We start from the raw sequence: 25,833 nt of genomic DNA, 5'->3' as shown, positions 1-25,833 counted from the left end.
CTCACTGCTGTGTGCGGTTCCGAGGAAGTCCTGGCCCATTGGCGGCGGTTGCTGACACCGCTTCCGCTGGAGATCTCACTGCCTGCCGATCGGCCCCATCCGCCGCAGCCGGTTCCCCAACGGGACACGCGCGCGCTGTCGGATGTCCCGGACGCCCCCGACGCCGTACGGCTCACGGCGTTCGTCGCCCTGCTGCACCGTTACACCGGGGCGACGGACCTGACGGTGGGCCATGACGGGCTCCCGCTGCGGGTGTCCGTCGAACACGAGCCCACGTTCGCCGAGTTGGTGCGGCGGGTGACGCAGGCGTGGGAGGAGGCGGAGACCCACCGGGTGCCCATCGGCCTCCTGGTCGAGGAGCTGAAGCCCCGGCCGACGCGCGGCGGCGGCCTGTTCTTCAACACGGCGTTCGCCACGGCCGCCCGGCCCGCCGGTGAACTGCCCGCCCCGCTGGACGTGTTGCTGGAGGTGGACGAGGGCTCGGTGCGGGCGTCGTACCACCCCGGTCTCTTCGACGGTACGACGATCGAGCGGCTCCTCGGCCACTACCGGACCGTCCTCGCCGACGCCCTCGCCCGGCCCGGCACACCCGTGGCCCGTCTCGATCTGATGGGACCGGAGGAGTACCGCCAGGTCGTCCTCGACTGGAACGACACCGCGCACGCGGTGCCGGCGGACACCTGGCCCGCGATGTTCGCCGAGCAGGTACGGCAGCGGCCGGACGACGTGGCCCTGATCTTCGAGGACGAGGAACTCACCTACGCCGAACTGGACGAGCGCGCCAACCGCCTGGCACACGCGCTGATCGCCCGGGGTGCGGGCCCCGAGCGGATCGTCGCCCTCGCGCTGCCGCGTTCCGCCGAGCTGATCGTGGCGGAGGTGGCCGTCATGAAGGCCGGTGCCGCCTATCTGCCGATCGACCACGACTACCCGGCGGACCGGATCGCGTACATGCTGGGCGACGCGCGGCCCGTCTGCATGGTGACCACCGGGGAGACCGCGCGGGACCTCCCCGATCCGGTCGACGGCATGGGGCTGCTGGTGCTGGACTCGCCCGCCACGGCGGCCGAGTTGGCGCGGCGGCCGGCCCACGATCCCACCGAGTCGGACCGCGGGGCGCCCCTCACCGTCCTCAACTCCGCCTATGTGATCTACACCTCGGGCTCGACCGGCCGCCCCAAGGGTGTCGTCCTCGCGCACGGCGGCGTGGCGAAGCTGGTGGCCACGCAGAGCGAGCGGTTCGGCATCGGCCCGCACAGCCGGGTGCTGCAGTTCGCCTCGCCGAGCTTCGACGTCGCCTTCTGGGACCTGTGCCTCGGACTGCTGTCCGGCGGCCGCCTCGTCGTCGTCCCGGCGGAGCGGCGCGTGCCCGGCGCACCCCTCGCCGACTACGCGAACGCGCACGGCATCACCTTCATGATCCTGCCGCCCGCACTGCTCGCCGCCATGCCCGAAGACGTCCTGCTCCCGCCCTCCGCCACACTGTTGGCGGGCACCGAGCGCGTCTCCCCCGAACTGGTGGGGCGGTACGCGCGCGGGCGGATGATGTTCAACGCGTACGGCCCCACGGAGGCGACCACCAACTCCACGCTCGGGCTGTGCGATCCCGACACCCCGGCCGGGGCGATCGTCCCGATCGGTGTGCCCGACCCGGGCACCCGGGCGTACGTCCTGGACGCGTTCCTGCGGCCCGTGCCCGCCGGGGTCACCGGCGAGCTGTATCTGGGCGGGGCCGGTCTGGCCCGGGGCTATCTCGGTCGTCCGGATCTGACCGCCGAGCGGTTCGTCGCCGACCCGTTCGGGGAGCCCGGCGAACGGCTCTACCGCACCGGCGACCTGGTCCGCCGACGGGCCGACGGACGACTGGAATTCCTCGGGCGCGCCGACGCGCAGGTCAAGATCCGTGGCTTCCGTATCGAGCCGGGCGAGATCGAGTCGGTGCTGCGCGGCCACCCGGCCGTCGACCAGGTCACCGTGGTCGTCCGCGAGGACCGCCCCGGCGACCGCCGCCTCGCCGCCTACGTCGTCCCCGCCCTCGACGGGCCGCGCGAGGCGGACCCGGACGCACGGGTCGAGGAGTGGAAGGAGCTGCACGAACTCCTCTACGGGGCGGCCGGATCCGAGGATTCGGCAGGAGAGGGCGCCTACACTTCCGGCCTCCGCGAGAACTACGCGGGCTGGAACAGCATGTACGACGGCACACCGATCCCCGTCGAGGAGATGCGGGAGTGGCGGGCGGCGACCGTCGAGCGTATCCGCGAACTCGGCACGGTCCGCCGGGTGTTGGAGATCGGTGTCGGCAGCGGCCTGATCCTGTCCCGGATCGCGCCCGACTGCGAGGCGTACTGGGGCACCGATCTCTCGGCGCAGGCCGTCACGGTGCTGCGCGCGCAGGTGGGCGCCGATCCGGAGCTGGCCGCGAAGGTCGAGCTGCGGGCCCGGCCGGCCCACGACACGGAGGGCCTGCCGGCCGGGTACTTCGACACGGTCGTCATCAACTCGGTCGCCCAGTACTTCCCCAGCGGGGAGTACCTGGTCGACGTACTGCGCCAGGTGTCGGGGCTGCTGGCGCCCGGCGGGCGGATCTTCCTCGGCGACGTGCGCAATCTGCGGCTGCTGCGCACATTGCGCGCGGCGGTGGAGACCCGGCGGGACACCGGTGACGAGGGAGCGGACAAGAGCGCGCTGCGGGCGGCCGTCGAGCGGTCGGTGCGCTGGGAGGGCGAGCTCCTCCTCGACCCGGACTTCTTCGCCGCGCTGGACGGCTTCGACACCGAGATCCAGATCAAGCGGGCCACGCATCACAACGAGCTGAGCCGATACCGGTACGACGTCGTGCTGCGTCCGGAGGCTCGGTCGGTCCTGCCGGAGGTGCCGGAGGCCAACTGGGCGGCGGTCGGCGGCCTCGACGGGCTGGCGGCGCTGCTGGCCGGGCGGCCGGGCGGGCTCCGGATCACCGGTGTGCCCAACGCGCGGCTCGCGGACGACCTGGCGGACCTGCGGCGGCTGGAGGGCAGCAGCCGGGAGGCGGCTCCCGGGACCGATCCGGAGGACGTGCACGCGCTGGCGGCGCAGTACGGCTACCGGGCTGCTCTCACCTGGAACGGGAGCGCCGACGACGGCGCGTTCGACGCCGTACTCGTCCTCGACGGCCCCTTCGGCCCCCTGTATCGGACGGCCGACGCGTACCCGCACGCCAACCGGCCCGCGCCCTTCCGTGACGTCGGCGCGCTGATGCGGACCCTGCGTGGGCACGCCGCCGAGTGGCTGCCCGACTACATGGTCCCCTCGGCGTTCGTCCCGCTGCACGCCCTGCCGGTCACTCCCAGCGGCAAGATCGACGCGCGAGCCCTGCCGGCCCCGGACTACGCGGCGATGAGCTCCGGCCGTGCCCCGCGCACCACCCGCGAGAGGCTGCTGTGCGGGCTGTACGCCGAGGTGCTGGGGCTGGACGCGGTGACGGCCGAGGACGACTTCCTCGCGCTCGGCGGCGACAGCATCACCGCCATCCAACTCCTCATCCGCGCACGGGAGTCGGGCCTCCGACTCACCACACGTGACGTGTTCCGGCACCGCGCGGTCGAGGCGCTGGCCAGGGCCGCCGTCGAGCGCACGGACGAGCACACCACCGACGTCCCGCTCGTGGAGGTCGACGAAGCCGAACTCGCCGAGATCCAGGGCGCCCACCCGCTGCCGGTCGAGGAACTGCTGCCGCTCACCCCGCTCCAGCAGGGCTTCTTCTTCCACGCGCTCACCGGCGGCGCCGACGGGGACACATACGTCGTCCAGCAGGTCCTCGACCTGGCCGGGCCGGTCGACGGCTCTGTACTGCGCCGGGCCGCGCAGCGCCTGCTGGACCGGCACGCACCGCTGCGGGCCGCCTTCCGTCAGCGCCCGGACGGCACGCCGGTGCAGATCATCACGCGGGACGCCGAACTGCCGTGGCGGGAGGTCGACCTCTCGTCGCAGGACGGGGAGGTGCGGGAGACGCTGGGCGACGTGGTGGCCGCCGACGAGCGGGCCCGGGGCTTCGACCTGGCCGCGCCGCCGCTGCTGCGCTGTGCCCTGGTCCGGCTGGGCGGGGAGCGCAGCCGCCTGGTGCTGACGTTCCATCACATCGTCGCTGACGGCTGGTCGTTGCCGGTGCTGCACCGCGAACTGATGGCGTACTACGGCACCGACACTCCGCCGCTGCCCGAGGTCGCCCCGTATCGCGGCTTCCTGCGCCGACTGGGTGAGCGGGACGATGACGCGGCCCGTGCGGCCTGGCGCGACGCGCTCGCCGGCCTGGACGAGCCGACGCGGCTGGTCGACGCCCCGGCCGAGGGGGCGCCCGTACGGCCGGGGCATGTGCGGGTGGAGCTGTCCGAACGGACCACCGCGCGGCTCGCCGAGCGGGCCCGAGAGCACGGTGTCACCCTGGGCACGGTGGTCCAGGGGGCCTGGGGGCTGCTGCTGGGCAGGCTGACCGGCCGCGACGACGTCGTGTTCGGCACCACGGTCTCGGGGCGCGACGGCGAGGTCGACGGCATCGCCTCGATGGTGGGCCTGTTCATCAACACCCTCCCGACACGCTTCCGTTGGGGGCCCCGCGAATCCCTCGGGGACCTGCTCGTCCGGCTCCAGGAGGAGCAGTCCCGGCTGCTGGACCACCAGCACCTGGGCCTGGCCGAGATCCAGCGGCTCACCGGGCACGCGGGCTCCGGCGAACTCTTCGACACGCTCGTGGTGTTCGAGAACTATCCCGCCGAGTCGGGCCTCCGGGACCCCTCGGGCACCGTACGGATCACCGGCGACGCCTTCCACGACGCCGTGCACTATCCGCTCGCCCTCGTCGTCAAGCCCGGCCGACGGCTCGACCTACGGCTCAAGCACCACGCGGAACGCCTCGACGGCGACACCGTCCGCACACTCGGCGACCGCCTGGCCCGCGTCCTGGAGACGATCGCCGAGGCGCCGGACCGCACCGCGGCTTCCGTCGAACTGCTGACCCCCGACGAGGCGCTGCGCGCCCGTCCCACCGGCGAGGAACACCTCGTACCGGAGATCACCCTGGCCGAGGGTTTCGCCGCTCAGGTGGCCCGGACGCCGGACGCGACGGCCGTCGTCTTCGAGGGCGAGCGGCTGACTTACGCCGAACTGGACTCCCGGGCCGAGGAGTTGGCCGTGCGGCTGCGCGGTCGGGGTACCGGGCCGGGGGCGTTCGTGGCGGTCGCCGTGCCGCGCTCGGCGGAGCTGATGGTGGTGTTGCTGGGCGTGTTGAAGTCGGGTGCCGCCTATCTGCCGGTGGACCTGGACTACCCGCCCGACCGGGTGGCCCATATGCTCGCCGACTCGGGCGCCACGACGGTGGTCACGCTGTCCGGGACGGCCGACCGGCTGCCCCGGCCGTCCCGGTCGCACGAGCGGAACGTTCCTTCCGTGCTGCTGCTCGATGCCATGGAGGACGAGCCCACCAGAGGCACTGTCGTACCCGTCGCCGCACGCCCCGACGACCCCGCCTATCTCATCTACACCTCCGGCTCGACCGGCCTCCCCAAGGGCGTCGTCGTCACCCACCGCGCCATCGTGAACCGGCTCGCGTGGATGCAGGGCGAGTACGGGCTGGGCCCGGACGACCGGGTGCTGCAGAAGACGCCGTCCAGCTTCGACGTGTCCGTGTGGGAGTTCTTCTGGCCGCTCCTCGAAGGCGCGACCGTGGTGCTCGCCCGGCCGGACGGCCACCGCGACCCCGCCTACCTGGCGGGACTCGTACGGGAGCAGTCCATCACGACCCTGCACTTCGTGCCGTCGATGCTGGAGGCCTTCCTCCAGCACGACGAGGTCACCGGCGACCCCACCTGGTCGGCATCGCTCCGCCGGGTCCTGAGCAGCGGCGAGGCGCTCCCGGTCACCGCCGCGAGCCGTTGGCACGCGCTGACGGGCGTTCCGCTGCACAACCTGTACGGCCCGACCGAGGCAGCCGTCGACGTCACCTACCACCCGTACGCCTCCGGCGAGGACCAAGGCGCCTCCGTGCCCATCGGGCGCCCCGTCTGGAACACCGGCCTGCGGGTCCTGGACACCTGTCTGCGGCCCGTCCCCGACGGCGTCCCCGGCGAGCTGTACCTGACCGGTGTCCAGCTCGCCCGCGGCTATCACGCCCGGCCGGCGCTGACCGCCGAGCGGTTCCCCGCCGATCCGTACGGGCCGCCCGGCAGCCGGATGTACCGCACCGGTGACCTGGTCCGGCGCCGCGCGGACGGGGTGATCGAGTATCTGGGCCGCACCGACCGCCAGGTCAAGCTGCGCGGCAACCGGATCGAACTCGGTGAGATCGAGGCCGCCCTCGTACGGCTGCCGGAGGTGGCGCACGCCGCCGTGACGGTACGGGAGGACACGCTCGCCGCGTACGTCGTGCCCGTCGGCGACGCCGAGGTGACCGATCTCCGCGAGGCCCTTGCCGGGTCTCTCCCGTCCCCCATGGTTCCCAGTGCCTGGGTGGTCCTCGACGCGCTGCCGCTCACGCCCAGCGGCAAGCTGGACCGGGCCGCGCTGCCCGCCCCACAGGCCGTACGGGCGGCTGTCACCCGCGCGCCGGGCAGCCCCCGCGAGCAGTTGCTCACCGAGATCTTCGCCTCGGTGCTGAAGCTGGCGGAGGCCGGGGTCGACGACGACTTCTTCCTGCTCGGCGGTGACAGCATCAGCTCGATCGCCGTCTCCAGCCGGGCCCGCCGTGCGGGTCTGGTGATCGGCCCGCGGGATGTGTTCGAGCACCGCACACCGGCGGCGCTCGCGGCGGCGGCCGGCATCGAGCAGACGACGACGGGGGACACGCCTGCCCAGTCCGCGTTCAGGCTGACCGAGGAGGAGCGGGAGCAGGTCGAGCGGCTCGCTCCGGGCCGGGTCGAGGACGTATGGCCCCTCGCCCCGCTCCAGGAAGGCCTGTTCTTCCATTCGAACTTCGACGACAGCTCCCTGGACGTCTACACGGTCCACGAGTCCTTCGACTTCGCCGAACGCGTGGACACGGAGCGGTTGGTGGCGGCCATGCGCACGCTGCTGGCCCGCAATCCCAGTCTGCGTGCCGGGTTCACGAGTGAAGGCCTGCGCCAGCCGGTGCAGTTCATCGTGCGGGACGTCGAGATCCCGTTGACGGAGGTGGATCTGGCGGGGCTTCCGGCGGCCGAACAGGACCGGCGGATGCGGGAGTTGCTGGGGGAGTCGCGGTCACAGCGCTTCGACCTCACCCGTCCCCTCCTCTTCCGGATGCTGCTCGTACGGCTCGGTGACGAGCGAGGCGACCGGCTGATCGTCGGCCGTCATCTGATCCTGTGGGACGGCTGGTCGGCCTGGCTGTTCCTGGACCAGTTGTTCGCACTGTACGAGAGCGGGGGCGACCCGGCGGGCCTCGCCCGTCCCGGCTCGTACCGCGACTACCTGACCTGGCTGGAGCGGCAGGACGACAGCGAGGCGACCCTGGCGTGGCGCGCGGCCCTGTCCGGCTTCGAGGAGCCGACGCTCCTCGCACCCACCGCCGCCGACCGGGGTCAGGAGCCGGTGATCCCGGAACACCTGGACGCCGTGCTCGACGCGGCGGTCGCCGAGCGGCTGCGCGGCACCGCACGCAACCACGGCCTGACCCTCAACACCGTGCTCAACGCGGCCTGGGGTCTGGTCCTGGCCGGCGCGACGGGCCGTACGGACATCGCGTTCGGCACGACGGTCGCCGGGCGGCCGAGCGAGGTGCCGGAGGTCGAGAACGTCATCGGTATGTTCCTCAACACCGTGCCCGCGCGCATCGCCTTCGACCCGCGCGAGCCGGTGCTCGATCTGCTGCGCCGGATCCAGGGCGAGCGGCTGGAGGTCATGCCGTACGAGTACCTGGGCCTGGGGGTGCTCCAGGCCGACACGGGCCATCGGCGCCTCTTCGACACGCTGTTCGTGCTGCGCAACGCCGACACCGACGAGCGACTCGCCGAGCTGCGCGAGCGGCACGGCGCGACGGCCGTGGCCAATGTGGACGCCACGCACTACCCGGCGAACCTGGTGGTCACGCCGGGTGAGCGGGTCCGGGTGACCCTCGCCTACCGTCCCGACCTGCTGGAAGACGCTTACGCGCAACGCCTGTTGGACCGTTTCGTGCTGCTGGTGGACCGGCTGGTGGCCGACCCGTCCGCCCCCGTCGGTTCGCTGGATCCCCTGCTGCCCGCCGAGATCGCCGCGCTCGCCCGTGCGGAGGCCGACCATCGTCAGCCCGTGCCGCACGAGACGGTGGCGGACATGCTGGCCGCGCAGGCGGCTCGTACACCGGACGCGACCGCCCTCGTCTTCGGCGCGCAGACCCTCACCTACGCCGAACTCGACGCGCGCTGCAACCGCATGGCCCGGCTGCTGATCGCGCGGGGAGCCGGACCCGAGAGAGTCATCGCGCTCGGCCTGCCCCGCTCGATCGACATGGTGGTGGCGCTGTTCGCGGTGCTGCGCACGGGGTCGGCGTATCTGCCGCTGGAGCTGGACCATCCGGCCGAACGGCTGTCGCTGATGCTGGCGGACGCCCGCCCGCTGTTCCTGCTGTCGACGGAGAACGTGTCACGGACTCTGACGGGCGACACGCCACGCGTCCTGCTGGACGACCCGGAGGTGGCGGCCGAACTGGCGGACCTCCCGGCCGACCCGGTCTCGGTGTCCTTCAGCCTGGACCACCCGGCGTACGTGATCTACACCTCGGGTTCGACAGGTCGCCCCAAGGGTGTCGTCACGCCGTACATCGGACTGACGAACATGCAGCTCAACCACCAGAAGGAGATCTTCGCCCCGGCGATCGCGGCGGCGGGCGGGCGGCGGCTGCGGATCGCGCACACCGTGTCGTTCGCGTTCGACATGTCCTGGGAGGAGCTGCTGTGGCTCGTCGAGGGGCATGAAGTCCACGTCTGCGACGAGGAGTTGCGACGGGACGCGACCGCGCTGGTGGCGTACTGCGAGGAACACCGCGTCGACGTGGTCAATGTGACGCCGACGTACGCCCATCTCCTCATCGAGGAGGGCCTGTTGGAGGGCCACCGGCCGCCGCTGGTGCTGCTCGGCGGCGAGGCCGTCACCGAGACGGTGTGGAACACACTGCGGGACACGGAGGGGACGTACGGCTACAACCTGTACGGCCCGACCGAGTACACGATCAACACGCTCGGCGGTGGCACGCAGGACAGCGCGACCCCGACCGTGGGGCGCCCGATCCGCGCCACCCGGGCCCGCATCCTCGACACCTGGATGCGGCCGGTGCCGGACGGAGTGGCGGGCGAGCTGTACATCGCGGGTGTCGGTCTGGCGCGCGGCTACCTCGACCGGCCCGGCCTGACCGCCGAGCGGTTCGTGGCGGACCCGTACGGGCAACCGGGCGAGCGCGTGTACCGCACCGGTGACCTGGTACGACGCCGCCCGGACGGCAACCTGGACTTCCTCGGCCGTACCGACGACCAGGTCAAGATCCGCGGCTACCGGGTGGAGCTGGGCGAGATCGAGACCGCGCTCGCGCAGCATCCCGAGATCTCCCAGGCCGCCGTGATCGCGCGCGACGACACCTCCGCGCCCGGTACGAAGCGGCTCGTGGGGTACGTCGTGCCGGCCGAACCCGACGAGCGGGCAAGGCAGTCGGCCGAGCGGGAGCAGATCGGCGAGTGGCAGGAGATCTACTCGGCCGAGTACACCGAGATCGGCACCGCCCTCTTCACCGAGGACTTCGCGGGCTGGGACAGCTCCTACGACGGCGAGCCGATCCCGCTGGAGCACATGCGGGAGTGGCGCGAGGCGACGGTCGAGCGCATCCACGAGCTGCGGCCTCGTCGCGTCCTGGAGATCGGCGTCGGCTCCGGTCTGCTGCTGTCGCGGCTCGCCCCGGACACCGAGGCGTACTGGGCGACGGACTTCGCCGCGCCCGTGATCCGCAAGCTCGGCGAGGACCTGCGGGCCGACCCGGAGCTGGCACGCAAGGTGGAACTGCGGTGCCAGCCCGCCGAGGTCACCGACGGGCTGCCGACCGGCTTCTTCGACACGGTCGTCATCAACTCCGTCGTTCAGTACTTCCCCAGCCTGGATCACCTGCGCGAGGTGATCCGGGGCGCGATGGGGCTGCTGGCGCCCGGCGGCGCGCTGTTCCTCGGCGACGTGCGCGATCTGCGGCAGGCCCGCGTGTTCCAGACGGGCATCCAGCTCGCGCGGGCGGGCACCGACCTCGATCCGGAGGCCCTGCGCCGGGCCGTGGACCGGGGACTCACGCTGGAGAAGGAACTGCTGGTCGACCCGGACTGGTTCGCCTCGCTCGGCTTCGACGTCGAGCTGCGCACCAAGAACGGACGGCACCAGAACGAGCTGACCCGGTACCGGTACGACGTGGTGGTGTACGAGGAGTCGTCGGACGTCCTGCGCCTGGACGACGCCCCGGTGGTGGAGTGGTCCGGGTGGAGCGCGCTCGTCGGGCACCTCTCGGGGGCCGACCTGCTGCGCGTACGGCGGGTGCCGGACGCGCGTACGGCGGGCGACCTCGGAGCGCTGCGGGCGCTGGAGGCCGGGCGGGGGCTGCCGGGCGCGATGGTCGCTCCCGTGGTGGAGCCGGAGGACCTGCGCGCGCTCGGCGAATCCCACGGCTACCACGTCCTGACCACGTGGTCCGAAGAGCCGGGCTATTTCGACGCCGTGTTCGTACGGGGAACCACGCCTCGCCGCACGGCCGGTCTGCATCTCCCCCGCCCGGAGCGCGGCACCGCCCCGTACGCCAACACCCCGACCGCGACACGCGGCAACGGGGCCCTCGTCCGACGGGTGCGCGAGGACCTGGGCCAGCGGCTGCCCGGCTACATGGTTCCGGCCGCCTTCGTGGTGCTGCCCCGGCTGCCGATGAACGACAACGGCAAGCTCGACGTACGGGCGCTGCCGGACGCCGAGCCCGCGGTCGCCCTGTCGGAGGGGCGGGGCCCGGCAACCCCCGTCGAGGAGGTGCTGTGCCGGCTCTTCGCCGAGGTACTGGGACTGCCCCGCACCGGCGCGGAGGACAACTTCTTCGATCTGGGCGGCCACTCGCTGCTCGCGACCCGGCTGATCAGCCGGGCCCGCACCGAACTGGGCGCGGAACTGGCGATCCGGGACCTTTTCGAGGCGCCCACCCCCGAGACGCTGGCGTTGCGGGCGGAGGCCGGACGGCCGGCGCGGCCCGCGTTGCGGCCGGCGTCCGAGCGGCCCGCGCGCATCCCGCTGTCGGCGGCCCAGCGGCGGCTGTGGCTGGTGGAACGCATCACCGGCGGCGGTGTCGCCTACAACTTCCCCCTCGTCTTCCGGCTGCGCGGCGAGCTGGACCTCGACGCGCTGCGAGCGGCACTGCATGACGTGACTGACCGTCATGAGGCCTTGCGTACACGGTTCTTGGAGGAGAACGGTGAGCCGTACCAGTGGATCGTGCCGCCGGGCCAGGCGGAACCCGAATTCCAGGTCACCGATGTCACCGAGGACGAACTGGCCGCGCGCATCGCGGCGGCTCAGCGGCGGCCGTTCGACCTGAGTGCCGAACTCCCCGTACGATCCGAGGTGTTGAGGCTCGGGGCCGGTGACCACGTGGTGGCGCTGATGCTGCACCACATCACCACCGACGAGTGGTCCGACCGGCCGTTCCTCGGTGATCTCACCACCGCGTACCGGGCCCGTGTCGAGGGCCGCGCACCGGAGTGGGCGCCGCTGCCGGTCCAGTACGCCGACTACACCCTGTGGCAGGACACGCTGCTCGGGCAGGTCGGCGAGGCCCAGCTGGGCCACTGGACCGAGGCCCTGCGCGAGCTGCCGGAGGAGCTGTCGCTGCCCCTCGACCGGCCCCGGCCGGACGAGCCCACCGGACGTGGCGGCAAGGTCCGCCTGGACCTGACCGGCGATACCGGCCGCGCCCTGCGCGGACTGTCCGGCGCCACCAACACCAGCATGTTCATGCTGTTCCAGGCGGCCACGGCGGCGCTGCTGCACCGGCTCGGCGCCGGGGACGACATTCCGCTGGGGGCACCCATCGCGGGGCGCACGGACGACGCGCTCGACGACCTGGTCGGTTTCTTCGTCAACACGCTCGTCCTGCGCACCGACCTGTCCGGCGGCGACGGCTGGCTCACTTTCCGTCAACTGCTGTCGCGGGTACGGGAATCCGCCCTGGAGGCGTTCGAGAACCAGGACCTTCCCTTCGACCACGTCGTCGAGGCCGTCAACCCTCCCCGGGTCGCCGGCCGCAACCCGCTCTTCCAGGTCATGCTCGGCTACCACTACCGGCCCGACGGCGACCCGGATGTGCTCGGCATGCCCACCGAGTGGTTCGACATGGACACGGGCATGGCCAAGTTCGACCTCCACTTCACCTTCGTGGACGAGGCCGGCCGGGATCGCCTCACCCTGCTGCTGGAGTACGCGCTCGACCTGTACGACGAGGAGACGGCCCGGCGACTGGCCGGTCGCCTGGTACGACTGCTGGAACAGGTGGCCGCCGAACCCGACATCCCCGTACGGGATCTGGAGGTGCTGGAGGAGGCCGAGCGGGAGTCGGTGCTCGTCCGGTGGAACGACACCGGACACGACGTACCGGCGACGACCCTGCCGGAGTTGTTCCGCGCGCAGGTGGCACGGACGCCGGACGCGGTAGCTCTCGTTCACGACGAACAGCGGCTTTCCTACGCCGAGTTGGACGAGCGGGTCGAGCGGACGGCACGGGTCCTGGCCGGGCTGGGCGTGGGCCCGGAGCGTACGGTGGCGGTGGCGTTGCCGCGTTCGGTGGACCTCGTCGTCGCCCTGCTGGCGGTCCACCGGGCGGGCGGCGCCTATCTGCCGCTGGATGCCGATCAGCCACGGGAGCGACTCGCCCTCATGCTGGAAGAGGCACGGCCGGTGTGCGTCGTCGAGGACGCGCTCCCGCAGGGGCCGGAGGGCGAACTCCCGGCGGCCCACGACCCGTTGAGTCCGGCCTACGTGATCTACACCTCCGGCTCGACCGGCCGCCCCAAGGGTGTCGTCGTCCCGCACGAGGGCATCGTCAACCGACTCCTCTGGATGCAGGACGCGTACGGACTGGGCCCCGAGGACCGGGTGCTGCAGAAGACCCCGTCCGGCTTCGACGTGTCGGTGTGGGAGTTCTTCTGGCCGCTGATCACCGGGGCCACGCTGGTCGTCGCCCGGCCGGAAGGCCACAAGGACCCGGCGTATCTGGCGGAGCTGATCCGCGAACAGAGCGTGACGACCACGCACTTCGTGCCGTCGATGCTCCAGGTGTTCCTGGACGAACCGGCCGCCGCACGGTGCACGAGTCTGCGGCGGGTGATGTGCAGCGGTGAGGCGCTGCCCTTGCCGGTGGCGGAGCGCTTCCACGAGGTGCTGTCGGCCGAGCTGCACAACCTGTACGGGCCGACGGAGGCCTCGGTCGACGTCACGGCCGGCCAGGTGGTTCCGGGTGCCGACCGGGTGGTGATCGGGAGTCCCGTGTGGAACACCCGGGCCCATGTCCTGGACGCGGCGCTGCGGCCGGTGCCGCCGGGCGTGGCGGGTGAGCTGTATCTGGCGGGCGTCCAGCTCGCCCGCGGCTACCTCGACCGCCCGGGCCTCACGGCCGAGCGGTTCGTCGCCGACCCGTACGGCGGCCCGGGCGACCGGATGTACCGGACGGGCGACCTGGCACGCTGGCGGGCGGACGGCACGCTCGACTTCCTCGGCCGCACCGACCACCAGGTCAAGATCCGTGGCGTGCGCATCGAGCCCGGTGAGATCGAGGCCGTGCTGGCCCGGCACGCGTCCGTGGCCCACGCGGTCGTCGTACCGCACGAGCAGTGGCTCGTCGCCTACGTCGTCCCCGCCGCCGGGGAGGTCCCCGATCCGGTGGCGCTGCGGGCCCACACCGCCGCGGCCCTGCCCGAGCACATGGTTCCCGCGGCCGTCGTCGTCCTCGACGCGCTGCCGCTGACGCCGAACGGCAAACTGGACCGCCGGGCGCTGCCCGCGCCGGACTTCGCGGCGGGCAGCGGCACCGGCGGCCGGGCACGGGATCCGCGTGAGGAGATCCTCTGCGGTCTCTTCGCGGACGTGCTGGGCGTGGACCGGGTAGGCGTCGACGACGACTTCTTCGCTTTGGGCGGCCACTCTCTGCTGGCCATGCGGCTGGTCGCCGGCGTCCGGGCGGCGTTCGGGGCCGATGTGCCGCTGCGCACGGTGTTCGACGCGCCGACGGTCACCCGGCTCGCGCAGCGGTTGGCGGAGGGCTCCACGGCCGACGTCCGGGCCCGGCCGGCGCTCGGGGTGCGGACGCGTCCCGAGCGGCTGCCGCTGTCGTCCGCGCAGCAGCGCCTGTGGGTGCTGTACCAGGTGGAGGGCGCGAGTGCGACGTACAACATCCCCTCGGCCTGGCGGCTGACCGGTCAGCTGGACGTCGAGGCGTTGCGGGCGGCCATGCACGATCTGGTCGTCCGGCACGAGACGCTTCGCACGGTCTTCCCCGACGAGGAGGGGCGGGCCTTCCAGCGGGTGCTGGACGCGGACGAGGTGCGCGTGCCGTTCGAGGTGGAGGAGACGGACTCCCGTCGGCTGCCCGAGCGGCTGGCCCGGGCGGGCTCGTACGGCTTCGAGCTGGACCGTGAACTGCCGGTGCGCGTCCATGTGTTCCGGACGGGCCCGGAGGAGTGGACGCTGCTCCTCCTGCTGCACCACATCGCCGGTGACGAGTGGTCGGAAGGGCCGCTGAACGCGGACCTGGCGGTCGCCTACGCGGCCCGTGCGGCGGGACGGGCGCCCGAGTGGGAGCCGTTGCCGGTCCAGTACGCCGACTACACGCTGTGGCAGCGGGACGTCCTCGGTGACGAGAAGGATCCCGCGAGTCTGGCGGCACGTCAGATCGCCTACTGGCGGCAGGCGTTGGCCGGTCTGCCGGAGGAGCTGGCGCTGCCCGTCGACCGGCCGCGTCCGCTGGAGTCGACGTATCGAGGTGGCGCTGCCGATCTGTCGCTCGACGCCGAACTGGCGGCGGAGCTGCACCGGTTGGCACGCGACAACGGCGTCAGTGTGTTCATGGTGATGCAGGCGGCCGTGGCGACCCTACTCAGCCGGCTCGGCGCCGGGCACGACATCCCGATCGGCAGCCCGATCTCCGGGCGCACCGACGCGGCCCTGGAGGAGCTGGTCGGGTTCTTCCTCAACACGCTGGTGCTGCGGACGGACACCTCCGGTGAGCCGACGTTCCGGGAGCTGCTGGCCCGGGTGCGGGAGACCGATCTGGCCGCCTTCGACCACCAGGAGGTGCCGTTCGAGCGGCTGGTGGAGGTCCTGAACCCGGCCCGGTCGCTGGCCCGACACCCTCTGTTCCAGGTGATGGTGGTGTATCTGGCGGCCGGTGGCGAGGACACCGGACTGCCCGGGCTGCGGGCCCGTCGGGACGAAGTCGTCAACACCACCGCGAAGTTCGACCTGTCGTTCGACTTCGTGGAGCACGGCGACGGCAGCGGCGTGGACGGGGTGCTGGAGTACAGCGCCGACCTGTTCGACCACACGACCGCACAGTCCTTCGCGGACCGGCTGCGACGAGTCCTGCGGGCCGTCGTCGCCGACCCGGACCTGACGCTCGGACGCATCGACGTCCTCGGCACGGACGAGCGACGGCAGCTGACCGGCGGCTGGCGGAGCCGTCCGCTCATCGCCGGGCCGACGACCGTGCCCGCACTCTTCGAAGAGCGGGTGCGGCAGCACCCCGAGCTACCCGCCGTGGCCTCCGAGGGCATCGAGCTGACCTTCGCCGATCTCAACGCCGAGGCCAACCGGCTGGCCCGTGTCCTGGTCGAAGTCGGCGCCGGGCCCGAGCGGTTCGTGGCCCTCGCGCTGCCGCGCACCGCACGGTTCCTGGTGGCCGTGCTGGCCGTGCACAAGGCCGGCGCGGCGTATCTGCCCCTCGATCCCGACGCGCCGACGGACCGTACGGCGGATGTCCTCGACGACGCCCGACCGGTAGTGACGCTCACCGCCCAGGACCTCCGGGCGGCCCTTCCACCCGACGCCGACCTCCTGGTGCTCGACGACCCCGCCACCGCCGACCGGATCGCCGCCCGGGAGGCCACGGACCTCACCGACGCCGACCGGACCGGAACCCTGACACCTCGCCATCCGGCGTACGTCATCTACACCTCGGGCTCCACCGGCCGCCCCAAGGGTGTGGTGATCACCCACGAGACCCTCGGCAACCTCTTCCACAGCCACCGCGAGACGCTCTACGCACCGGCGATCGAGGCGGCCGGCCGGCGGCATCTGCGGGCGGGGCACGCCTGGTCGTTCTTCTTCGACGCGTCCTGGCAGCCTCAGCTGTGGCTGCTGGACGGGCACTGTGTGCACATCGTGTCCGAGGAGGTGCGGCGCGACCCCGAACTGCTCGCCGCTGCCGTGGTCGAGCACCGGTTCGACTTCCTGGAGGTCACCCCGTCGTTCTTCGCGCAGATGGCCGACAGCGGTCTGCTGCACGGCGACGACTGCCCGCTCGCGGTCGTCGGCGTGGGCGGCGAGGCCGTCCCGGTCGCCCTGTGGCGGCGCCTGGCCGGGCTGCGCGGCACCGAGGCGTTCAACCTGTACGGCCCGACCGAGTCGACGGTGGACGCCCTGGTGGGGCGGGTCGGGGACAGCGAACGCCCGCTTGTGGGACGGCCGGTGGCCGGCACCCGGGCGTATGTCCTCGACGGCCTCCTCCAGCCGGTACCGCCCGGTGTCACCGGCGAGCTGTACCTGGCGGGCGGCGGTCTCGCCCGTGGCTATCTGGGGGCTCCCGGGCTCACGGCCGAGCGGTTCGTCGCCGACCCCTTCGGGGCGCCCGGCTCCCGGCTGTACCGGACCGGTGACCTGGCCCGCTGGACGGCCGACGGGCGGCTGGACTACCTCGGCCGAGCCGACGACCAGGTGAAGATCCGCGGCTTCCGCATCGAACCGGCGGAGATCGAGTCCGCGCTGGCCGCCCATCCGGCCGTCGGCCAGGCTTTGGTGACGGTCCGTCAGGAGGGTGCGCGGAAGCTGCTCGTCGCCTACGTGATCCCGTCCTCGGCGGGTGCGGTCCCGGACTCAGCCGCGCTGCGCGCCCACGTCGCCGCCCGGCTCCCCGACCACATGGTCCCGGCAGCTGTCGTGCTGCTCGACCGGTTCCCGGAACTGGCGAACGGCAAGCTCGACCGGGCCGCGCTGCCCGCGCCCGACTTCTCCGCCCTGTCCTCCGGCCGCGCACCGGCCACCCCGGTGGAGCAGACGCTCTGCGCGGTCTTCGCCGACGTCCTGGGGCTCGAACAGGTCGGCGTGGACGACGACTTCTTCACCCTCGGCGGCGACAGCATCGTCGCGATGCAACTCGTCGGCCGGGCGCGCGCGGCGGGCGTGCGCATCACCCCCCGGCTGGTCTTCCGCCATCGCACGGTGGCGGCGCTGGGCACGGTCGCCGAGGCCGTCGACACGACCGCCCGCCGCCCCGAGGACGACGGCACCGGCATCGTGCCGCTCACCCCGGTCATGCACTGGCTGCGCGAACTGGGCGGCCCGTTCGCCTCCTACCACCAGTCGGCGCTCGTCCGCACCCCCGCCGAGCTGGACCTGCCCGGCCTGACCGCCGTCCTCCAGGCCCTCGCCGACCGGCACGACCTGCTGCGGGCGTCCCTCGTACGGCCGTCGACCGACGCCGCCGACGACTGGTCGCTGCACGTCCCGGCGGCCGGGACGGTCGACGCCGCCGGATGGATCGACCGTGTCGACGTGGCCGGACTCGGCGCCACGGCCCTCGGCGAGGCCGTGGCGGAGCACGCGCGCACGGCACGGGCGCTCCTCGATCCCGACGCGGGTGTGATGGTCAGGGCCGTGTGGTTCGACGCGGGCGACGCGCCCGGGCGGCTGTTGCTGATGGCCCACCACCTGGTGGTGGACGGCGTGTCGTGGCGCGTGCTGCTGCCGGACCTGGCCGCCGCCTGGCGGGACGTCCGCGCCGGGCGGCAGGTGCGGCTCGACCCGGTCGAGACGTCGTTCGCGAGCTGGTCACGGCTCCTCACCCAGCTGGCCGAGGACCCGGCCCGGGAGGCCGAACTCCCCGTCTGGGCAGGCATCTTGGAGGGCGGCTCCGAGGCCTTCCCGCTTCTGCGGGAGCCGGACCCGGACCGCGACACCACCTCGACCCGGCGCGAGGTGGTCCTCCGGATGCCCGCCGAGCACACCGGTCCGCTGCTGTCGGCCGTGCCGGCCGCGTTCGGGGCCGCCGTCAACGACGTGCTGCTCGCGGGGCTCGGGCTGGCCTTCGCGGACCGGCGGCGACGCGAGGGCGGGTCGGACACCTCGGTCCTGGTCGACCTCGAAGGGCACGGCCGCGAGGAGGAGTTGGGCGGCGACGGGGTCGATCTCTCCCGTACGGTCGGCTGGTTCACCAGCGTCTTCCCGGTACGGCTCGACCCGGGGCCGGTCGACACGGCCGAGGCCTTCGCCGGGGGCCGGGCGGCGGAGGAAGCCGTACGACGGGTGCGGGAGCATCTGGCGGCGCTGCCCGCGAACGGTGTCGGGTACGGCCTGCTGCGGCACCTCAACGCCCGTACGCGGGAGGTGCTGGCGGCCCATGAGCCGGCGCGGGTCGAGTTCAACTACCTGGGCCGGTTCGGGATTCCGGAGGAGAGGGACTGGTCGTACGCGCCGGAGGAGGACTCGGCGGACATCGGGCCGGAGGGTTCGATGCGGGAGGGTCACGCGCTGGAGATCAACGTGGTGACCGAGGACCGGGCGGCCGGGCCGGTGCTGGCCGCGCACTGGTCGTATCTGGAGGGACTGTTGCCACGCGAGACGGTCCAGGATCTCGCCGAGACCTGGTTCCGGGCCCTGCGGGGGCTCGTCGCGTGGGCGGAGCGGAACCCGACGTGAGGAAGAGGAGTGGTATGAGCAACCCGTTCGAGGACCCCGAGGGCGTCTACCTGGTGCTGGTCAACGACGAGAACCAGCACAGCCTGTGGCCGGACTTCGTGGACGTGCCGGCCGGCTGGCGGGTGGTCCACGGGCCCGACTCGCGGCAGTCCTGCCTGGACCACGTCGAGACCCACTGGACCGACATGCGGCCGCGCAGCCTGGCCGAGTCGATGGACGGCTGACATACGGGAAGGGGCCGGTCGCTCGACCGGCCCCTTCCTCGTGCTCACGAACCGTGTCAGGACGCGGGCTGCTCCACCTTGGTGTCCGCCTTGCCGTCGACGGCGGCCGACAGCTGCGGGACGAGCCGCTCGACGACATACCGGAGGCTGAGGACGGTGCCCATGGACAGGGCGTTGCCGTAGTCGCTGACCTCGTCGACGTAGACCTCGCGGCCCTCCTTGACGACGCTCAGGTCCTTGTACGAGGCGTCCTTGTGCAGCTTGTCGGCGTCCTTGGCGACGTCGGCGACCTGCCACACGATGGCGTCCTGGTCGAGCAGGTCGGTGCGCTCCTTGCTGATGTTGGCGCCGAACTGGTCCCCGATCACCTTGTCCAGGTCCGCGGGCAGGGAGAACCCGAGGTCGGTGAGGAGGTGCGAGCGCGGATCCTGGCTGCCGAAGACGAACATGCCCTCGTACGGGGTGGCCATCACGGCGCTCTGGCCCTTGAACTCGGGGTGCTCCTCGACCGCCTTCGCGATCGTGTCCTCGGTCTCCTTGACGACCGCGGCGGCCTCGTCCGGCTTGCCGAGCGCCTTGCCGATCCGCTCGGCCTGCTCCTGCCACGGAACGCCGTAGTCGTTGTACGCCTTCGGCTGGGCGACCACGGGCGCGAACTTGGACAGCGACTCGTACTGCTCCTTGGTGAGTCCGCCGTACACCGCGAGGATCAGGTCGGGCTTGAGGGCGGCGATCTTCTCCACCTGCGGGCCGGTACCCGTGTCCTTGAGGACGGTGGGTGCCTCGGCGCTGCCCAGCTTGTCCTCGGCCCAGGGGCCGATGGCGCCCTTGTAGCCGCCGAGCCATTCGGTGGTGCCGACGGGGACCTTGCCGAGGGCGAGGACCGCGTCCTGGTCGGTGAGGCCGACCGTGACGATCCGCTCGGGCTCTTCCTTGATCGTCGTGCTGCCGTACTTGTGGTCGACGGAGACCGGGAAGGCGGAGTCGCCGGAGGTGCTCGCCTCCGCGCCGGCGTCCGACGCGTCGTCGGAGCCGCCACCGCACGCGGTGGCAAGGAGCAGGGTGGCGGAGGCGAGCGCGACGGCGAGCCGTGGCGCTCTACGGGAGCGGAACATCAGCGGTCCTTCGGTTCGGGTTCCTGTGGAGCTGTACGTGTGGGGGTCTCGGGGGCCGGCCGGGGGCCGGTGTCGCGGGCGTCCGACCAGGCCGCCCAGAGGGCGGCGTAGGGGCCCCGCGCGGCGCGGAGTTCGTCGTGGGTGCCGCTCTCGACGACGCGGCCGGATTCCATGACGACGACGCGGTCGGCGGTCGCCGCCTGGGAGAGGCGGTGGGCGACGATCAGCGCGGTGCGGCCGTCCACGGCGCGGGCGACCGCCTTCTCCAGGGAGCGTGCTCCGGCGCTGCCCGCCTCGGCGGTGGCCTCGTCGAGGATCACCAGGGGCGGGTCGGCGAGGATCAGCCGGGCCAGCGCGAGGGCCTGCGTCCGTTCGCCGCTCAGCCGGTGGCCGCCGTCGCCGACGACCGTGGCGAGCCCGTCGGGCAGGGCCTCGGCCCAGGCGAGGGCGTCGACACGGTCGAGCGCGGCCCGCAGTTCGTCGTCGGTGGCGTCGGGTGCGGCGAGCCGCAGGTCGTCGGCGAGAGGGCCCGCGAAGACATGGGTCTCCTGGGTGATCAGGGCGATCGTGCGGGAGGCGGCGGAGCCGAGGTCGGTGGGCGGGACCCCGCCGACCAGGACGGTGCCGGCGGTGGGCGGCTGGATGCCCGCGACGATTCTGGCCAGGGTGGTCTTGCCGGCCCCGCTGGCGCCGACGAGGGCGACACGTTCGCCGTGGCGGATCGTCAGGTCGATGTCGTGGAGGACGGGGTGACCGGTGAGGTAGGCGTGGCTCAGTCCCCGGACGGTGACGTCGACGCCGCCCGCCTCGACGGAGTGGTCCGGCGCCGGGGGCACGGGTTCGTCCGTGACGCCGACGAGCCGGGCGAGGCCCGCCGTGGCCGACTGGGCGTCGTCGAGGAGGGCGAGGGCCGCGTTGACGGGGCCGAACAGGCTGTGGAAGTACAGGGCGGCGGCGGTCGCCGTACCGATACTGGCCGAGCCCTGGCGGACCAGCCAGTAGCCGGTGACCAGGACGGCGGCGAGCCCGATGTACTCGGCGATGTGGAGCCGGCTGTAGAAGCCGAGGACGAGCCGTACGCCCCGCATGGTCAGCGCCACCACGGACCGGGACCGCTCGGTGACCCGCTCGGTGTGCTCCCGTTCCAGCCGGAACGCCCGCGCAGTGGAGCTGCCGCCGATGGTGTCGAGCATCTGCTGTTGCTGGGCGCCCGCGGCCACCCGCTGCTCGGCGTAGAGCGGGATGGCGCGGGTGACGTACCAGCGTGCGGTGGCCGCCTGGACGGGGACCGCGAGCAGCGCCGCCAGCAGGAACCGCCAGTCCAGCAGGGCCATGGCCCCGAGGGTGAGGACGATGGTGAGCAGCGAACGCCCCAGCGCGGGCAGCGCGTTGCGTACGGCGTCGGCGATGAGGGAGACGTCGGCGGTGACCCGGGCCGTCAGGTCACCGGCGCCGGCCTTCTCGACCCGGTCCAGCGGCAGCGCCAGCGCCCGTTCGACGAAGCGTTCGCGCAGCCGGGCCAGGGTCGTCTCCCCCAGCCGGGCGATCAGCGACAGCCCGAACCCGGCGGTGACACCCTGCACCACGGCGACCACCACCAACAGCGCCGCGGTGGCCGTGATGGCGTCGACGGCACCGCGGTCGGCGGCCAGGTCGACGATCCGGCCGAGCAGGGGCTGTACGAGCAGGCCGACGGCGGTGGAGGCGACCATGACGGTGAACCCGGTCAGCGCCAACCGCCGGTGCGGACGCAGCAGTTCGGCGACGGCCGCCCGGGTGCGGGCGGGGGTGGCGACGGGGAGCAGTACGGGTCCGGGGCGGCTGCCGCTCCGGGATGCCGCCTCGGCGGTCGCGGCGGTCCGACCGGGCTCGGTCATGTGAGGACCGCCGTACGGTAGTCCGCGCACTCGTGGACGAGCCGCTCGTGGTCGCCGGTCGCGGCGACCCGGCCGTCGCGGAGGAGCACGACCCGGTCGGTGACGGCGAGCAGGGCGGGGCTGTTGGTCACCAGGAGCGTGGTGCGTCCCCTGCGGACGTCCCTGATCCCGGCGGCGATCCGGGTCTCCGTGACGGCGTCGACGGCGGTGACGGGCTCGTGCACGACGAGCACCGGCGCGTCGGCCGCCAGGGCCCGGGCCAGGGCGACCCGCTGTCGCTGCCCGCCGGACAGCGAACGGCCGCGCGCGCTCACGGCGGTGTGGACGCCGTCGGGCAGCGCGCGGGTGACCTCGTCCGTGTCGGAGGCGGCCATGGCGGCCGTGACTCTCGCCGGTGCGGCGGCGCCGACCGCCGCCGTGACGTTCTCCAGGACCGTGCCCTCGAACAGGTCGGCGTCGTGCTCGGCGACGAGGATCGCCGCGCGCACCTCCCCCAGTCCGAGCGCGGTCAGTGCCGTGCCGTCCAGCTCGACTGCTCCTTCGTCGGGATCGGTACGGCGGCCGAGACAGCGCAGCAGCGCCGTGGCGTCCGCGGGGTCGGTGGTGGCGACGCCGACGGTCTCGCCGGTGGCGATGTCGATGTCCACGCCGCGCAAGGTGCCGTACGTGAGGGCGCGGATCGTCAGCCGTCCCTCGATGTCACGGGCCGGGGTGTCGTCGGCGGTCTGTCCCGGGGATACGGCGCCCGGGGTGTCCAGCACGTCCGCGATACGGGCGGCCGAGGCGCGGCCCTGCGCCAACTCGGCGTTCACCCAGGCGAATTCGGTGAGCGGGCCGACGATGAACAGGGCGAGTCCGACGGAGGAGACGAGTTCGCCGAGTCCGATGTCGCCGCGTGCGGCGAGGCGGCCGCCGACGAGGGCGACCAGGGCGATGAACGTTCCGGTGAGGATGGTGACGACGCCGTTCTGCCAGGCCTCGGCGCGGGCGGCGCGCAGGGTCGCGGAGAGGGAGTCCTGGCTGACGCGCCGGTAGCGGGCGACGGCCGCCGTCTCGGCGCCGATGCCCTTGAGGACGCGCAGTCCGGCCACCAGGTCCGCCGCGACACCGGAGGCCTGGGCCGCGCGCTCCTGTTCGGTCTCGCTGCGCCGTTCCAGGGGCTTGCTCAGCAGATGGCCCAGCCACAGCAGCAGCGGGGTGCCCAGCAGGACGAGCAGGCCCAGGACGAGGGACACCCGTAGCAGCGCGACCGCGCTGACGACGAGGCCCGCCGTCGCCGCGAAGGCGACGATGAGCGCCATGGCGACGGCACCGACCCGTTTGGCGTCCTCGGTGGCGATGTTCGTCAACTCGCCCGGCAGGCGCCCCTCTTCGGCGCCGCCCTCGGGGGCGAGGACGCGCCCGACGAGCTGGGTTCTGAGGTGGTGTGCGGCGGTGACGGAGGCGCGTTCACCCGCCCTCGCACTGAAGCGGAAGCTGAAGGAGAGCCCCACGTACACGACGGCGAGGACGGCGAGCCAGAGGAGCAGTCCGGGGACGTCACCGTCCACGACTCCACGCTCGATGGCCAGTCCGATGAGCACCGGCACGAGGGCCTCGCCCGTCTGGTGCCCCATCCCCAGAACCGCGCCCAGCACGACGTCCCGACGCTGTCCGCCGACCGCGCGCCACAGCACGTTCCGTCCCGGCGGGTCCGCTCTTCTCACGCATCCCTCCGGACCGGTTTCACCAACACAGGAAACGTACAAGAAAACTTAGGTAAGGCTAACTACATTTGTCTTCTTGGACCAGCCCTGAATCGCCGCCTGGACGAACCGACCTCCCCCGAACGCCGGGACATTAGCCGATTGGGCCGTCAACTGGCGGGCGGATCAAGGCACTTCACCATGACGAGACGTCACCGACGCGACAAGCCGAGACTCCCCCGACGCGATCGCCCCGACCGGAAGGACCTGTTCGTGCTCAGCACCAGGATCACCAACGCCCGCATCATCACGATGGATCCGGACCGCCCGGCGGCCCGGGAGCTCGGGATCTGGCGGGGGCGCGTAGTCGGCCTGGACGAGGACGTGGCGGGGCTTCCGGCGCGGCGGACGCTGGACCTGGGCGGCGCCACGGTGCTCCCGGGCTTCATCGACGCCCATGTGCATCTGGCGTGGACGGGCCTGAAGGCCAAGGCGCCCAGTGTCGCGCCGAGCCGTCGCGCCGATGACGTGCTCCGCGTGGTGGCGGAGGCGGTGGCGCAGGCACCCGCCGACGGCTGGGTGGACTTCGGCGGCTACGACCAGCGGACGCTCGACCGCCCCCTCACGGCGGCCGACCTCGACGCAGTCAGCGCCGGACGCAAGGTGTATCTGGGCCACCTCTCCGGGCACGCCTGCCTGGTCAACTCGGCGGTGCTGAGCGGACTCCCCGCGGACGTGGCCCGGCCGGACGGTTTCCTCGCGGAGGGCGCCATGGGGGCCGCGCTGCAGTCCCGGCCGCCGCACTCGCTCACCGAGCTGGCCACGGCGATCGAGCACGCCGCGCGCGTCTGCCGGTCCGAGGGGATCACGGGGTGCGCCGAAGCGGGGGTCGGGGCCCGGCTCTTCGGGCACAGCCCCATCGAGGGCGCCGCGTACCAGCTCGCCCACGAGTCGGGACGGCTGCCGCTGCGGGTACGGCTGATGGTGGCGGCCGACGCGCTCCGCACGGTCGGCGCGGACGCCGAGGACACCACGAGCCGGGCGATCGACCTCGGCCTGCGGACGGGCTTCGGCGAGGGCACGCTCTCCCTAGGCGCGCTCAAGATCTTCACCGACGGCGGCATGATGGCCCGTACGGCCGCCCTCACCAGCCCCTACCTGGGCACTGACGGCTCCGGTCAACTCATGCACGATCCCGAGGTGTTGGAGAACACGATCGTCGAGGGCCATCTCGCCGGCTGGCAGCTCGCGGTGCACGCCATCGGTGACCGGGCCCTCGATGTCGCCCTGGACGCGCTGGAGAAGGCCCAGAAGCTGAGCCCGCGCCCGGAGGCACGCCACCGTGTCGAGCACGCGGGCCTGGTCCGCCCCGACCAGCTCCCCCGGCTGGCCGCGCTCGGCGTCACCGTCGTCATCCAGCCCAGCTTCCTGCGCTACTACGGCGACGACTACGCCACGATCATGGGCGAGGACCGGTCCGGCTGGCTCTACCGGGGCCGGGGCTTCCTCGACCACGGGATCCGGGTGGCGGGCAGCTCGGACCGCCCGGTCGCCAACGGCGCCCCGCTGCGGGCCGTCCAGTTCATGGTGGAGCGGGCTTCGGAGTCCGGCCGCCTCATCGGCGCCGACGAGGCGATCACGGTGGAGGAGGCACTCCGCGCGTACACCGTCGAGGCCGCCCGCGCCTGCCACTGGGAGGCCGACGCCGGCAGCCTCACCCCCGGCAGGCGGGCCGACCTCGTGGTCCTGGGCGACGACCCGCGCCGGGTGGACGTGTCGCGGATCGGGGACATCGAGGTGGTGCGGACGTTCGTCGAGGGTGAGGACGAGCTCTGACGTGGCACCCGCACGTCCCACGCGCCGAGGCCGCCCGCAGGGCCGGCGGCACGGCCGGCGGGAGGGCGGGCGGCACGGCGGCACGGCCGGCGACACGGCCGGCGGCACGGCGGCACGGCCGGCGACACGGCCGGCGGCACGGCCGGCGACACGGCCGGCGGCACGGCGGCACGGCCGGCGGCACGGCGGCACGGCCGGCGGC

General features: G+C 72.9%; 6 protein-coding genes. 3 read left to right on the top strand and 3 right to left on the bottom strand.

Annotation, left to right across the window (positions count from 1 at the left end):
- Positions 1-9: 9 nt before the first annotated feature.
- Positions 10-18,894: a non-ribosomal peptide synthetase gene (locus JIX55_RS46965; protein WP_257569207.1), complete on the top strand. Its 18,885-nt coding sequence runs from the start codon at positions 10-12 to the stop codon at positions 18,892-18,894.
- Between the two features lie 14 nt (positions 18,895-18,908).
- Positions 18,909-19,118 (top strand): MbtH family protein, encoded by a 210-nt coding sequence (locus JIX55_RS46960; protein ID WP_257561783.1) that lies wholly within the window; start codon positions 18,909-18,911, stop codon positions 19,116-19,118.
- 56 nt (positions 19,119-19,174) lie between these two features.
- Here the strand turns inward: JIX55_RS46960 and JIX55_RS46955 are convergent, their stop codons facing one another.
- Genes JIX55_RS46955 through JIX55_RS46945 form a run of 3 tightly spaced genes read right to left on the bottom strand, consistent with a single transcriptional unit; the run spans position 19,175 to position 23,816 of the window.
- Positions 19,175-20,233, bottom strand: a complete 1,059-nt coding sequence (locus JIX55_RS46955) for an iron-siderophore ABC transporter substrate-binding protein (protein ID WP_257561784.1) — start codon at positions 20,231-20,233, stop codon at positions 19,175-19,177.
- Positions 20,233-22,110 carry an ABC transporter ATP-binding protein gene (locus JIX55_RS46950; RefSeq protein WP_257561785.1) on the bottom strand — a complete coding sequence of 626 codons (1,878 nt, stop codon included), beginning with the start codon at positions 22,108-22,110 and terminating at the stop codon, positions 20,233-20,235. The genes JIX55_RS46955 and JIX55_RS46950 overlap by 1 nt, the downstream gene beginning before the upstream one ends.
- A complete protein-coding gene (locus tag JIX55_RS46945; RefSeq protein ID WP_257561786.1) occupies positions 22,107-23,816 on the bottom strand; it encodes an ABC transporter transmembrane domain-containing protein in 1,710 nt (569 codons plus the stop codon). Before JIX55_RS46945 ends, JIX55_RS46950 begins: the two co-directional genes overlap by 4 nt.
- A gap of 252 nt (positions 23,817-24,068) precedes the next feature.
- On the opposite strand from JIX55_RS46945, the gene JIX55_RS46940 reads away from it, so the two are divergent.
- The gene (locus JIX55_RS46940; RefSeq protein WP_257561787.1) at positions 24,069-25,631 is read left to right on the top strand and encodes an amidohydrolase; all 1,563 of its coding nucleotides are present in this window, start codon (positions 24,069-24,071) and stop codon (positions 25,629-25,631) included.
- Positions 25,632-25,833: the final 202 nt, after the last annotated feature.

The organism is Streptomyces sp. DSM 40750 (assembly GCF_024612035.1).
Classification (GTDB): domain Bacteria; phylum Actinomycetota; class Actinomycetes; order Streptomycetales; family Streptomycetaceae; genus Streptomyces.
The sequence above is the reverse complement of the archived record's forward strand: the minus strand, read 5'-3'. Positions and strand labels throughout refer to the sequence as shown.